At 38.2% G+C, this 13440-nt stretch carries 22 protein-coding genes; 17 read left to right on the top strand and 5 right to left on the bottom strand.

Annotated features, from left to right (window positions below; all coding sequences use genetic code 11):
• The first annotated feature begins 121 nt into the window (after positions 1–121).
• Positions 122–493, top strand: coding sequence for a hypothetical protein (locus F565_RS0101530; RefSeq protein ID WP_020211427.1), 372 nt, complete (start codon positions 122–124; stop codon positions 491–493).
• 29 nt (positions 494–522) lie between these two features.
• On the opposite strand, the gene F565_RS0101525 is transcribed toward F565_RS0101530, so the two are convergent.
• The 4 genes from F565_RS0101525 to F565_RS0101510 all read right to left on the bottom strand — a co-directional run bounded on the left by F565_RS0101525 (position 523) and on the right by F565_RS0101510 (position 3626).
• A complete protein-coding gene (locus F565_RS0101525; protein WP_020211426.1) occupies positions 523–987 on the bottom strand; it encodes a hypothetical protein in 465 nt (154 codons plus the stop codon).
• A 47-nt stretch (positions 988–1034) separates the two neighbouring features.
• Entirely contained in the window at positions 1035–1310 is a 276-nt protein-coding gene (locus F565_RS0101520; RefSeq protein WP_020211425.1) for a hypothetical protein, read from the bottom strand.
• A 195-nt stretch (positions 1311–1505) separates the two neighbouring features.
• Positions 1506–2159, bottom strand: coding sequence for a hypothetical protein (locus F565_RS0101515; protein WP_154652503.1), 654 nt, complete (start codon positions 2157–2159; stop codon positions 1506–1508).
• A gap of 729 nt (positions 2160–2888) precedes the next feature.
• Positions 2889–3626: a S24 family peptidase gene (locus F565_RS0101510; protein ID WP_081621299.1), complete on the bottom strand. Its 738-nt coding sequence runs from the start codon at positions 3624–3626 to the stop codon at positions 2889–2891.
• Positions 3627–3707: 81 nt separating this feature from the next.
• On the opposite strand from F565_RS0101510, the gene F565_RS0101505 reads away from it, so the two are divergent.
• The 16 genes from F565_RS0101505 to F565_RS0101425 all read left to right on the top strand — a co-directional run bounded on the left by F565_RS0101505 (position 3708) and on the right by F565_RS0101425 (position 13234).
• Positions 3708–3929 carry a hypothetical protein gene (locus tag F565_RS0101505; RefSeq protein ID WP_154652502.1) on the top strand — a complete coding sequence of 74 codons (222 nt, stop codon included), beginning with the start codon at positions 3708–3710 and terminating at the stop codon, positions 3927–3929.
• Between the two features lie 61 nt (positions 3930–3990).
• Positions 3991–5922 carry a kinase gene (locus F565_RS21030; RefSeq protein WP_169336013.1) on the top strand — a complete coding sequence of 644 codons (1932 nt, stop codon included), beginning with the start codon at positions 3991–3993 and terminating at the stop codon, positions 5920–5922.
• A gap of 57 nt (positions 5923–5979) precedes the next feature.
• Positions 5980–6837: an AAA family ATPase gene (locus F565_RS0101495; protein ID WP_020211420.1), complete on the top strand. Its 858-nt coding sequence runs from the start codon at positions 5980–5982 to the stop codon at positions 6835–6837.
• Positions 6827–7450 carry a P-loop NTPase family protein gene (locus F565_RS0101490; protein ID WP_020211419.1) on the top strand — a complete coding sequence of 208 codons (624 nt, stop codon included), beginning with the start codon at positions 6827–6829 and terminating at the stop codon, positions 7448–7450. Before F565_RS0101495 ends, F565_RS0101490 begins: the two co-directional genes overlap by 11 nt.
• 17 nt (positions 7451–7467) lie before the next feature.
• Positions 7468–7872, top strand: a complete 405-nt coding sequence (locus F565_RS0101485; protein WP_020211418.1) for a hypothetical protein — start codon at positions 7468–7470, stop codon at positions 7870–7872.
• Complete coding sequence (locus tag F565_RS22780; RefSeq protein ID WP_020211417.1) at positions 7853–8014, top strand: hypothetical protein; 162 nt, start codon at positions 7853–7855, stop codon at positions 8012–8014. Before F565_RS0101485 ends, F565_RS22780 begins: the two co-directional genes overlap by 20 nt.
• Complete coding sequence (locus F565_RS0101475; RefSeq protein WP_020211416.1) at positions 8011–8241, top strand: hypothetical protein; 231 nt, start codon at positions 8011–8013, stop codon at positions 8239–8241. Before F565_RS22780 ends, F565_RS0101475 begins: the two co-directional genes overlap by 4 nt.
• 1 nt (position 8242) lies before the next feature.
• A complete protein-coding gene (locus tag F565_RS0101470; RefSeq protein ID WP_020211415.1) occupies positions 8243–8983 on the top strand; it encodes a DUF3164 family protein in 741 nt (246 codons plus the stop codon).
• A gap of 114 nt (positions 8984–9097) precedes the next feature.
• Positions 9098–9346: a hypothetical protein gene (locus F565_RS0101465; protein WP_020211414.1), complete on the top strand. Its 249-nt coding sequence runs from the start codon at positions 9098–9100 to the stop codon at positions 9344–9346.
• 1 nt (position 9347) lies between these two features.
• Positions 9348–9536: a hypothetical protein gene (locus F565_RS0101460; RefSeq protein WP_020211413.1), complete on the top strand. Its 189-nt coding sequence runs from the start codon at positions 9348–9350 to the stop codon at positions 9534–9536.
• 64 nt (positions 9537–9600) lie between these two features.
• Positions 9601–9831, top strand: coding sequence for a hypothetical protein (locus F565_RS23000; RefSeq protein ID WP_020211412.1), 231 nt, complete (start codon positions 9601–9603; stop codon positions 9829–9831).
• On the top strand, positions 9806–10240 hold the full coding sequence (locus tag F565_RS22225; RefSeq protein ID WP_020211411.1) for a hypothetical protein: 435 nt from the start codon (positions 9806–9808) through the stop codon (positions 10238–10240). Before F565_RS23000 ends, F565_RS22225 begins: the two co-directional genes overlap by 26 nt.
• A gap of 330 nt (positions 10241–10570) precedes the next feature.
• Positions 10571–10915, top strand: coding sequence for a hypothetical protein (locus F565_RS0101440; protein ID WP_020211409.1), 345 nt, complete (start codon positions 10571–10573; stop codon positions 10913–10915).
• Complete coding sequence (locus F565_RS0101435) at positions 10912–11196, top strand: hypothetical protein (RefSeq protein ID WP_020211408.1); 285 nt, start codon at positions 10912–10914, stop codon at positions 11194–11196. Before F565_RS0101440 ends, F565_RS0101435 begins: the two co-directional genes overlap by 4 nt.
• Positions 11196–11702, top strand: a complete 507-nt coding sequence (locus F565_RS0101430) for a hypothetical protein (protein ID WP_020211407.1) — start codon at positions 11196–11198, stop codon at positions 11700–11702. Before F565_RS0101435 ends, F565_RS0101430 begins: the two co-directional genes overlap by 1 nt.
• A gap of 2 nt (positions 11703–11704) precedes the next feature.
• Entirely contained in the window at positions 11705–13234 is a 1530-nt protein-coding gene (locus F565_RS0101425) for a DNA cytosine methyltransferase (RefSeq protein WP_020211406.1), read from the top strand.
• Here F565_RS0101425 and F565_RS0101420 read toward each other — a convergent pair.
• Entirely contained in the window at positions 13231–13410 is a 180-nt protein-coding gene (locus tag F565_RS0101420) for a hypothetical protein (RefSeq protein WP_020211405.1), read from the bottom strand. The genes F565_RS0101425 and F565_RS0101420 overlap by 4 nt on opposite strands.
• Positions 13411–13440 lie beyond the last annotated feature (30 nt).

Here is a 13440-nt window from a genome sequence, read left to right as displayed (position 1 = left end):
TTTTGAATTGTAAATATATAGGAGTACGTTTACAATGAAACTATTTATTAAATATTAGTTATTACAACCATGAAAATACTCTCCAAAATACTAATACTAATTTTTTTTCTAATCTCTTTGGATGGGATACAGCCAGTATAAAGTTATTAAAGAAAAAAATACAGAAGATGAACAGAAAAGAAAGCAACTTACATTAAATAACGAATTACTTACTATGTTTATTTATTTTGAATGGTCAATGCAAGAGGAAAGAGTTTACATAGCTAACGATTCTATAATATATGATGACAATATGAAAGAATGCCCTGCAGGAACCTTGGGATTTTGCAATATTTTTCGAGTTGACAATTCAAATCATATTGTTTTAAAGATTAATGATAAAGAGTTTTTAATAAAACGTAATGAAGTATTAAAATACAGATACTTATTGATAGACAAGAAAGATGAAAAGTACATCTTACGATATACAAATTACTTTAGAAAGCGCATGTAAAATCATATTATTAACACGCTGAAAATAATCTAATTTTCATAAATTTTGGATAATTCTATAAAGCTGAAGTCTTGATATTTATTCATATAGGTTAAAATAAACTTATTTCTAACCTTTTTTATTGTCAAATATCTGTATTTTTGATACATATATGGTTCAATATAAAAGAAATTACCATCTATTAACAATCGGTAATTAATCGGATTATTAGGTATAAAAGCTACTTTTGCAATTTTTTCAGTTACACTGTCGTTTATTGTACCCGTAAATACTATATCTTTTGAGTTAATTTCCTGTAAAAAAATTTTACTTCCCTTCATCGAATTTTCAAAAATAAGACCAAGTGATAGTTGATAATGTGTTGTATCCCTTTCATTTAATAATTCATGATTCATCTTTCCGCCTTGATAATGAAAAGGATCGGCTCTGCAAGCAACTAATAAAAATACTATTTGTATAGTTAAGAGAATTCTGAATTTTAAATTTTTTTTCATTTGTATTAATGTTAGTTTAAGGGTTCTAATATTGGCAAAAAAAATTTCTATTTATTAGTGTTTTTATAATCCTCTAATACCTGCTTAGCTTCCCTAAAAATATTTTCGGCTTCTGTTTTATCTTTGGCAGGAATGGTAAAAACTATGTATTTGCCATTTGTTATTGCTTGTTTAAAAACGTTTAATAATACATCATTATACACAAACGCTACAGGATTTAAATAGGGCTCATTTCGCAGAATATCTTTTACAAATGATTCTTCTAATTCTAATTTTAATGTTGCAATTCCTGTTTTGTAATTATCTAATTTACTGATTTGCAACCACCCAGGTCATATCCCCTCGCTAGCGCGAGCCTCAGGCTCGTGCCGATATTCACTAATTGCTGGTAGCTTGTATGTAATAAATACTTCTATTGTTATGCGTCTTTACCGGCGCGAGCCCGAGGCTCGCGCTAGCTGGGAGTAATTTTCAGGAATAATGTTAAATTTTAGTTGGCTGGAATAAAGGATTTTAGTTTACAATAATATTACTGCTGATTCAGGAATTAGTGGTTCTGCAATTGTAAAATAATTCAATTGTTCTGATGATAAGTGCGAAACTATAGGATCATCTTCTAAAAACTTTGAAAGCCTGTCGTATGGTCTGTCCCATCCACCAGTATCAGGGAAAATCCTGTATAAAACGCCTTTAGAATTAAAATAAAAATTATAAGAAGAACCATTAGGAAATTTTATTATATATCCATTATTGTTAAGAATAACATTAGAAAGGTCTAAAATTTTATATATGCCTCCAATAGGCTCCGAAGAGGAAGTATAACTTTGTCCTGCTATATTTTTACCATTAAAATATACTTCACGGGAGTAATTTGATGATAATTCACCGCTTTTATAAATTCTTGATTCCCAAACTTCGAAAGTATTTATAATTTCTCTATCACTTTTAAAATCCCATAAAACTGATATATCAATTTGATTTAATACATCAGTATAATTTTGTCCTGGTAGTAAATAATAAATTCCTTCGGATAAAATTTTATCTTCAAAAATTTCCTCTTTTGTTAAATTTTCGTCCTCATAATAAAGTTTGGAGAAATTATCTATATTAGCTAATTGTTGCATTGATATTAATATTCCAAATTCATTTTTACATTCAATTCTAAAACTCATGCTTTGATATTTAAATTGCATTATTGTTAATATATCATAGTCTGAACCCTCACTATTATTGAGACATTGACTTCAGGAAAGACCATTAATAGTTACACTAATCAAATTTCAAGATACTACTATACTTTGCAATTTATAAATATTTTTAATCAATGCTTGTATTTTTGCCATGTATGGGCTATAAAATGAAATGTACATAAACACTCTCTATATTTTTGCCCGAAAAACCCAATAAAATAAGGGGTTAAGGCTATTTTTGCCCGAAATGGATTAAAAAATAAATTGTGCATTAACTACCTTTTACTACCACAATGCTACCATTGAATGAACGATTAACTACGGCTTTTAAACAGTTACTACCACATTAATGCACATTTACCCCGACAATTACTATAAAAGCCCGTAAATAAAGCCTTATAGCGTATTTAATGAACGTTTAAAAGCTGATTAAACATATACTTACAGCCTGCCTTACCGGTAGGCTTTGTTATTTCATGTATATTGTTTAATAGTGTACATTTTGACTTTGGGCATACAGTTGGGCATACAGTTGGGCGCACAATAAGCGATATATATCGCCTAAAAAACACCCCTTTACTATGTCAAAAATTAAAAAATTCATAACTATTTGCGAGAATCTACCCCCTTAATGACAATAAAACTTTTGTGTTACGTACATTAAAGTACTCAAAATGAACTTGTTATTGAATAGTTATTGAAAATTACATTTTAAAACATGCTATTTATCCTAATACTTCCCTTTACTAAGGCCATCGCACGTACATGTTTAAGCTTAACATCTTTTGGAGAATGGTGTCTGTTTTCGGATACAAGCCTTATGTAATCATCACCATGCTCGGACTTATGCAGCCATTTTACAGATATAAATTCATCACCATCAACATCCAACGATACTAAATACATCTCTCCAAAAAATAAACTGTCATTGATATTATTAACGGTTTTATACATTACGATATCCCCACTTTTTAACAGTGGATACATACTATCACCTGTAATATAAACGGCTCCATCACATTTAGGGAGGTTAGGAACTTTGATATAATCTATGGGCTCATTTTCGTTGCCGTCTTTAAATAACTGAACAATACCGGCAGATGCTTCTATATTATATAATGGAATTGATTGCTGTTTTACGTTACGATCTGTACGCAATTTGAATACTTTATTATCTTCATTGTAATTTGCCTGTGGCTCGTTAACCTGTTGTGCAGAATTCACATTTATATCACTTAAAAGCATTTTGCCTGCCCCTGTAATTAGCCATATAGCATTAACGTTTGGTGCATAGGCAAGAAATTTCGCAATGTTATCTTCCGAAATACCTGTCTCTTTATCTAAAACCCCCCTTGTCATCTTAGAATCTTTATAAAATTCATAGCGGGAAACCTTAATAGAATCAAGGTATTGAACAATTCTTTGCTTGATAGGCGAAATTTGTTGCATAAATATTTTTTTAAGCGAAATATGTCGTTTATATTTGTCCTGTACGAAACGATAAAACAAGCACTAAAAAAGACAATGACAATGATGGACAAAGAAACGAAAAAAAGGAACAAATACAATGAGGATATCCTTAAAGCTGTCGCAATTCGTCATGATGTATCTGTAGACTACGTTCGCAAAAGTCTGAAAGGTACAAGTAAAGGTATTGTGCCGGATGAACTTGTTAAGGATTACAATAAAGGCGAAGCTGATTTAAAACAAGTGGTAGATCAAGCTATTGAAAAATTTAAATACAACACGTAATATGTATGAATACTATCAAAATTCTTTATGTGTACAAGCCGGTTGGTTGATAGATAATATAATGACCAAAACGAATTATGATGCCCTTATAGATAGGAAGAAACTAAATAGACTGCAAAAAGGCGGCAATGGCAGGCCTGCATTGATCGAATTTGAAAGCATACGGCCAGACATCAAAGAAAAAATTATCGCCATTACTGGCGACCCGACTGAAAAGGCAAAGCATATCACGTTCATTGACTATATAAAAACCGACGACTTTGCGGCTGAGTTCTTTAACAGCTACACTTTAGAAAGTGGCGACGCTTTACCCGAAAAGAACCGCAAGGAGTATATAGCAAATGCCGAAGTGCTTAACGCTATAGACGAGATTGTTAACAGCACAATGGGCAAGCGTAAAGCATTAGGCAGTAAAGTTAAGGTATGGCCTAAGATTGCAGAGGTGGTGGCAGAACTGCCACAGCATAGATGGCCTCACTCGTTACCTGCCAACCCTCGCAGGTTACAGGACAAGTTAAGAGTGTATAAAGCCGATGGTTACGAAAGCCTGATACACAAAGGATTTTGCCATAAGAATACTGAAAAGCTTTGCGACGATGCTAAACGGTGGGTACTGGCAAGATGGGCAGACCAGGTACAAAAATGCGCTACACATGCCCAACTGCTTGCCGAATATAACCGGCTTGCCCCCGATAAGGGTTGGAAACCTTTAAAAGTAGAACAAACGCTCATTAACTTTTTGCAAGACCCTAAAATTGAACCCCTATGGTATGGTTACAGGTACGGCGAACTGAAAAGCAAAGAAAAATACAGCTTTCAGTTTAGTACCAAATTGCCCAGTATGCGCGACGGCCTTTGGTATAGCGACGGTACTAAGCTTAACTATTACTACCAGGACGACAAAGGCAAAATGCAAACCTGCCAGGTATATGAGGTGTTTGATGTGTACAGCGAGGTCTTTCTTGGCTACCACATTAGCAACAGCGAAGATTTTGAGGCGCAATACATGGCTTATAAAATGGCCGCACAGATTGCAGGACACAAGCCGTATGAGATAAAATATGACAATCAGGGCGGCACTAAAACTTTAGAAAGCCAGTCGTTTTTAGGCAAGTTAGGCAGGTTATGCACTAACACTCGCCCTTACAACGGTAAGAGTAAAACTATAGAAAGTGCCTTTGGCCGATTTCAGGCAGAGTACTTAAAAAAGGATTGGTTTTTTACTGGTCAAAATGTTACCACTAAGAAGCTTGAAAGCAAGCCTAATATGGAGTTCGTTCTTAGAAATACTGCAAAATTGCCCACACTTGATAAGATAAAAGAGGTGTATGCGCAACGCCGCCGCGAGTGGAACGAAGCCCCGCACCATGCAACCGGTGTTAGTAAGATAGAAATGTATTTAAACAGTCAGAACCCCGGCACGCCTGAGCTTAGACTTTGGGATATGATCAATATGTTTTGGATTGAGCGTAAAGACCCTGTTACCTGCACGGCTTATGGCATTACCTACACAGATAAGAAAGTGAAGTACACTTATATGGTTTATGATGATAACAACCTGCCTGACCTTGTTTGGCTTCGTAACAACATAGACAAAAAGTTTGTGATTAAGTACGACCCTGACGACCGCAGTACAATACAGCTTTATGAAAACACACCTTTAGGCTTACGTCATGCCGGAGCCGCACAAATTAAAGTGGAGGTTAACCGAGGCAGGCAGGAACAAGAAGATTGGGAAGCTTCTTACATCACACAAATTATTGATGCTGATAAAGCCCAACGTATTGCCGAACGTGATAAGATGGATGCCATACTTAAAGAGCAAGGCCGTACCGCCGAAGATTATGGATTGCGTTCGCCACTTATTAAAGGTGTAGAAAGCAGCCGCAAAAAGCAAAAGGCTACTAAAAAAGAAACAACCGACATAGGCCAGTACCAAAAGGAACTATCCAACGCGGTTGTTGATGTAAATGATATTTATTCACACATGTAATTAACACGTCCGGCCTGGCCTGAGAACTAAAGCCGGTACCAAATACAATACAAACTTATGGAAAATACAGAGAAACAACAAATTGCCGACCGCTTACGTGATTACGTTGGCACATACGATAGCCAAAATAAAGCAGCAAACTCTTTAAAAGATGTAAGTGCCGCTACAGTAAGCCACATGATAAACGGTAAATGGGATTTAATTAAAAACGAAATGTGGCGCAACGTAAGCGCGCAAATTGGCGGCAACTATACGCAAGTATGGCAAATTGCAGAAACTACGGCAGGGAAGCTTTTAAACGGCATTTTAACGGATGCGCAAACACACTCTAATGTATTTGCTGCTATAGGTAAGGCAGGATTGTGTAAAACCTCTACCATGAAAATGTTTGCAAAACGCCCTAATGCCTATAGGTTGCAATGTTCAGAATTTTGGAATCGAAAATATTTTTTAGTAGAGCTGCTTAAGGTTATGGGCTTTGATTCATCCGGGCTAACAATACCCGAAATGATGCAGGAAGTTGTAAAACGTCTCATGTCTAAAAAAACACCGCTTATAATGTTAGATGAGTTTGATAAAGTTACAGACCAGGTACTCTATTTTTTTATAACCATATATAATGAGCTCGAAGATCATTGCGGTATTATGCTTTGCGCTACAGACCATTTAAGAAAACGCATTTTGAAAGGCGTTGCACTTAATAAAAAAGGCTACAACGAAATATACAGCCGCATAGGCCGAAAGTTTATAGAGCTGCCCGATTTGAATTATACCGATGTTGTTAATGTTTGCGCCGCTAATGGTGTAGAAGATAGAAAACTAATTAAAGAGGTGTGGGAAGATTGCGACGGCGACCTACGCAGGGTAAAACGCAAAATTCACGCCCTGAAAAACCAAAAACCAAATGGAGATTAACAGGGCATTGTCCGTTGACCAGATATTAAATAAAAAGTTCATTGAATTAGAATTGCCCGACGAGTGGGCGGCTTCACTGGGAGAACCTGAGGCAAGCGGTATATGGATTATTTGGGGTAACCCTGCTAATGGTAAAAGCCGCTTTAGTATGATGTTAGCCAAATGCCTTGCCCAAATGGGCAGGGTGGCTTACAACTCACTCGAAGAGGGTGCGCGAAAGTCCTTTCAAAATAACGTGAAAGCTTGCCGGATGCATGAGGTTAAAAAAAACTTTATAGTCCTTAACCGCGAACCTGTAGAAGCCCTACGGGAAAGGCTTAGCAAAAAACAAGCCCCCCGCTTTGTCTTTATAGATAGCCTCCAATATACTGAGCTTACTAAAAAGCAGTACATCGCTCTAAAAGAAGAATTTACCAATGTTCTTTTCATTTTCATAAGCCATGCTGAGGGCAAAGAGCCAAAGGGTGCCCTTGCAAGCTTTATAAGGTATGATGCGGATATTAAAATTCGTGTAGAAGGTTATAGGGCTTTTCCTGCCAGTCGAATGGGTGGCGGAGAACCTTACACAATATGGCCGGAAGCGGCTGCAAAATACTGGGCCGAAATTAAGTAATCCAAAAAACTACAACTATGAAATACGCTAAGCAAATACAACGACTGCTAAACATTACCGAAGACCAATATACAGCCGAATACCTGCACCGCTGGACGCACTGGTGCATAGACCAGGTTAAAGACTACATCGTAGACCCTGCCACCTGCACGCCAACCGCAGAAAGGCTTTATCATGCCGAATTGCAGAAAGTAATGGCTAATACTGCACTTACCAACTACTACAGCGACCAACATGACGAATTAGAGTATCAGGCTTTAGCAATGTTGCACCCGCAGGTACTAACAATTTCTATAGGCCAAATGCGTGAGCATTATGATATCATCATGGCTGATATTTTTAAAATGTACCCAAAATCGCTACTAAACTTCGCTAAGAAGCTAACCATAGATAACCCACCTTATGACCATACAGCAAATTAAAGACAAAATTGAGAACCTTGATTACTGGTTAACCAAGAACCCAAATGACCCTTATCACGCCGAAGTGCAAAAAGATAAGCGTGCATACGAACACAGACTATTGCTGTTAGAACCTCCAATTGCAAAAACATTGACCCCATGACAACAGCTTTTGTACAACGTAATACCCGCGATTTTTTCAACGGCAAAAAGGCAAAGCTTACTGTTGAATATAAAAACATTGGTGGCGAAGCCGTAGAAGCGGGCACCACAGTAACAATTATAGGTAAGCACTTTACCCTTAAGAACCATTTAAACATTAAAAGCGATAGCGGTATACAAATTTACGGCATCGACCCTGAACATTTAGAATTACTTAAAACCCCATAACATGAACACAGCAGAATTTACAGTAACAGCCGCAGAAATAGTAGGAACAAACCCGCCAACAACTTCCCCAGTTGTTGACCTTTCTAAACTAAGCGAAAAAGAGTTAGCAGCCGAATTACAACGCAGGAATGCCCTTAAGGAAGGTAACAAGGTGGCTTACAAAAGCCTGTCTAACGAGGTGGTGCCAACGCTTTTTCAAAAGCTTTTAACCTATTCTCAAATAGGTGCTGAGATAAAAGCCGAAATATACAGCAGCCTTAAGACACTTATAAAATTGAAGTTTGAGGCATACGGCATAAAGAGCGACCAAATGTCGCACACTTTTACCGCAGACAATGGCGATAGTATTACGATAGGCTACAATGTAAATCGCGGTTATGACGACACCGCCTTTTTAGGAGTGGCAAAGGTAAAAGAGTTTATTAACTCCCTTGCCACCGATGCCCAAACAGCTAAACTAATCAATCAGATTACGCGCCTTTTGCGCCCTACCAAAACGGGCGACCTCGACCCAAAACGGATTTTGGAGCTTAGGCAAATGACTAACGATTACAGCGACCCTAATTTGCTTGAGGGTGTAAAGATTATAGAAGATGCTTATAACCCTACGCGCTCTACCTGGTTTATACAGGCAAAATATAAAAACGGTGTGGGCATAGAGGTAAACTTACCCCTTTCACTTTCTGCCGCGCCATTCCCTACAGACTTTGACCTGTCATTCTTATTAGACGAGGAAAAGTAAAACACGTTGAAATCCTGCATAGGGGGCTTTTTGTTGCAGGTGGTTGCCCTGAATTAGCGGAATTTAAAAGCGGGTTCGACCCCCGCTCAGGGCGCAAAATTAAAAACAAGTATTATGAAAATTTCAAAAACAGATGTTCACGACTTTTTAGCCAATATTTTTAAAGGGCAGGTAAGCGATGAGTTTATTGGAACCGTTACCGACCAAGGCGAAAACTTTTTAGCCAAAACCAATGTTGACGGCGAGATAACAAAATCCCAATTCGACGAGCTTGGCAAGCTTGGCGATTACACTGCTAAGCGTTCAGGTGCAGGCATAGTGGTTAAGGTGGTAATTAGTAAAGAACTTGAATTAGCAATATAGTATGGACGATTTCTTACAACTAACAGAGGATAATTCAAGCTTCGAAGAATGGTTTGATTTTGTAGTAGATGAGCTCAACGCACGTGGCTACAATGGTAAAATTGACAAAGACAGCTTTGGATTTGATTACAACAGCGGCCTGATGGTAGGCGTAGCAGTAGAAAGTTTTTTACAAGACCAGGATTATTAACAACCGTAACGGCAATCCTCTCAGGTTCGAGGCCTGAGACGGTGCAAAATTTAAAACTTAGAAGATGAGAATAGTATGGATAAGAGTTTATGACGCTCAAACCCGAAAATATCGACCGGGCTCTGTATCTCTAAAATATGCAAAAGACGGCGAGTATATAGACAGCACAGAAGCCAAAGAGGGCGACTGTAAGTATTACCACCAATGGCAGCAATGTCAAGATGATTGTGAAGAATTCCAAAGAAAAATTGACATAATTGATACAGACCATGCAAGCGACAGCCGACCAAATTAAAATAATTCATTCCATCACACCTAATCGTGATATAAAAGAAGAATGGGTACAATGGGCAACCGAAGACGTTACCAAGATAAGCTGTAAAGACCTCACTTTTGACCAGGCTAATAAAATACTGGTGCAAAATAAATGCAAGGCACACAAGCCCCTGTTTTATGCCAAGTTCGACAAAAAGAATACGCGCCATAAGTACCTGCTTTCTGTGTGTATTACTTACGGTTGGTTTGTAGGGTCGGGTAAATATGGCCGCATTGCCGACCTCGACAAGCTTAACGAATGGATGTTAAGCAGTAAATGCCCGGTGCGTAAACCCCTTATGAAAATGACAGGAGACGAGCTTAGCAAAGTGATTGCCGCCCTCGAAAACATGAGCCTTAAAAAGAACTCTAAACCTCCCAAAGTATGATACAATATTCAATATTCGGAATGGTAGCCGCCTGCATTATAGGCTTTGCAACTGGATGTTTTATCTGCAAAATTTATTACCGAAATAAAAATGACCGCTAATATATTCCCTGCCTCCGATATTAACCCGCCTGCAACCTGCCCCCATAACAATGTTTATTTACGCCAAATAAGCGTTGAAGCCACCTGCGAAACTACCGCTTTAACCTGCTACGATTGTGGCAAGCAACTCCAAGACCCTAAAACAGAATGTAGATGAAAATATTTTTAACCATAGGTAGTATCATACTTGTAATCTTAATGATACTGCTGTTGATAGTAACAAGCGACAATGAACATAGACCTTAAACTAACTCCCGACGAAATAGGCTATTTAAACAATGTGCTTTCTGATGCTGCAAATGTAGACGTTGCCACCTTTGCCCGTAGCGAACGACAGAATAAAGTAGTAATAAGCATTTTAGCGGGTGTATCTGAAACCGTTGAGGATAAATTTAAGGCGTTAAGCCGTAAACAAAATCTCTTTGATGCTAAGAAAAAATACAAGCTATCGCTCCAATACCACGAGGCCTACGCCATAAACATTATCGTATGTGGCCGGACTACAAAGGAAAGAGACCCGCACCGCCGCTTAATGGCAAACAAACTATTTACCACCATAGATGCAAAATTATGAAAGACCCTAAACCCGAATTAATAAAAGACTGGGAAATGCTAATGTCCGGTATAAAGCAAACCGCCCAAAAACAGCCGGGGTGGTTAGTTAAAGTAAGAACCGATAAGTACATCATTATAAATAAAGATTGGCAGGTTATCTGTCATTTTATAAATGATAAATATGTCGAAGCTACAGTAAGCTTTAAAGGCGAAGATTATTTAAAGGTTCGGCATGTAAAATACTACACCACGACAATAAACATTGTTCTTAATTATATAAACCTTAATGCTAATGCCTGATGGAACAATTTACCACCTACACAATTAAGAGTAAGGCAGATGGTTTTGTATGGCAATTTAAATACCATTTAAACGGTGTTTTAGCCGAATGTAAAATGTTTGATGGCATTCTCAGCGATAAGCAAATAGGCTGGTTAAAACAGCAGTTTCCTTATTATCAAACCGACGTTGAAGAATGGAAAATCAAACTACAGCAAAACTTTGATATCTCCATTACGCCGCCCGATCTAACCTTTGACGCACTTTGGGAACTGTATAATTATAAGCTCTCTAAACAGGATGCCACTAAGGCTTTTAATAAGCTTAAAGAGCCTGAAATATTACTATGCTTTATAGATGTGCCAAAGTACCTGCAATGGCTTAAACGCAACCCCAATGTACAGCAGCTTAACCTTGCCACCTACATTTCTAAACGTCGATACGAAGACGAACGCCCAGACAGCGTAAAGGGCAAAGTTTATAACACTACCCTAATCGACTTAGCAAAATCCAAACAAATTAAGTAACAATGAGCAAATTATCAAACAATCAATACAATTTAGTGCATGCGCTAAATTACAACCCAAAGGCCATTATAAATATTCCGCAGGATGATGATGTTACCGCCGCCGACTTCTTTGCCGGTGGTGGTGGCGTAACCGAGGCTTTATATACAATGCCTAATGTTACGGTATCGTATGTTTTAAACCACGACACAACAGCTATTAAAACAAACTTGTTCCATCACCCTGATGTTAAGCATTATTTAGCCGATGTTTATGTACAGGATGAGCGCGAGCTTGACCCTGTAGACCTTGTTTGGGCATCTATAGAGTGTACGCAGCATAGCAAGGCAAAAGGCGGCGGCGATAAGGCCATAGGTTCTTATACTATGGGTTGGGAGCTTGTAAGGTATATTGTACATATACAACCCGCAGTTATAGGTATAGAGAATGTACCGGAGTTTAAAAAATGGGCACCCATTTGCGAAAACGGCAACCCTATACCAACTGAAACCGGCAAAGAGTTTGAGCGTTGGAAAAAAGCCATAATGGATTTAGGCTATAATTACGTCGAGAGCATACGTAATGCTGCCGATGATGGCCTGCCAACGCGCAGGGTGCGCTATTTTGCATTCTTTTACCGTGATGGCATAGATATGACTTTTCCTGAACATACCCACTCCAAAACGGGCGGTAACGGAAAATTGAAGTGGCAGGCGTGCCGGAACCACATCGACCTGACTAATGAGGGTGTAAGTATTTTTGGCAGGGAGTTTAACGAGGCATTGCCTAAACACCTGCGTAAGCCACTTTCTAAAAATTCATTAAGGCGTATTGGCGGCGGTGCTAAAAAACAGCATCCCGATTTTACCCAGTTCATTTGTAACTATTACGGCGGCTTAATGTCAAAGCTGCGATCTCAGGGAATAGACCAGCCTTTAAACACAGTTGTTACTGCAAACATGCACCAACTTATAAGCATGGAAAAACTGCAGTTCATAATGGATCATTGCCACACCGACAATTTTAATGCACCCGATGAACCATTAAACCCGCAGCTAACCCGCCAAACCAAGCAACTTGTAACCTTTGCCGAACTGGAATTTATTTGCCAGTATTACGGCACCCTGCAAAGCCAAAGTATAGAAGACCCTTTAAATACGGTTCGCACTAACGATTGCCACCAAAAAATAAGAATTGAGAAAGCCCAGTTTATAGCACACTACTTTAATAGCAGCGATAACCCCGAAAGCCAAACGCAGTCGCTTGACACGGTTTTAAACTCGGTAATGACTACCAATAAGGCCGCGCTTGTAACGGTGCTGTTTAAAGCCTTAGATGCCTTTGATATTAAAGCCCGGTTCTTAGACCGCGACGAGCTCGGCAGCTGCATGACGTTCCCTAAAAACTACTTTAATGCACCAGGCTTGCAGCTCTCTAATAAAGCGGCCATAAAAATGATAGGCAATGCCGTACCGGTAGAATGGGCGCGCCTTATTATAGAACCTAACATACCTAAAATTAAAGCTTACAAGCAAAGGCAAAGGACTGCTTAGCCCTTTTGCTCTTCATAGTGAGTTGCAACTACATTCGTGTTGTTGCTTATGTCCTCAATTTTAGCTTGTAGACTATCTGTCTTTTTGTCTAAATCTTTAAACTGGACACTAATTGATAGAAGTTTGTCATTTATACCAGACAATAATTCGAGTACTTTTTCTTCATACGGGGTCATAATAATACAATTTTAAATTTTAAATAATTC

Origin of the sequence: Flavobacterium rivuli WB 3.3-2 = DSM 21788 (assembly GCF_000378485.1) — a bacterium.
In the GTDB taxonomy this organism is placed as follows: Bacteria; Bacteroidota; Bacteroidia; order Flavobacteriales; family Flavobacteriaceae; genus Flavobacterium; species Flavobacterium rivuli.
This window is presented reverse-complemented; position numbering and strand designations above follow the sequence as displayed.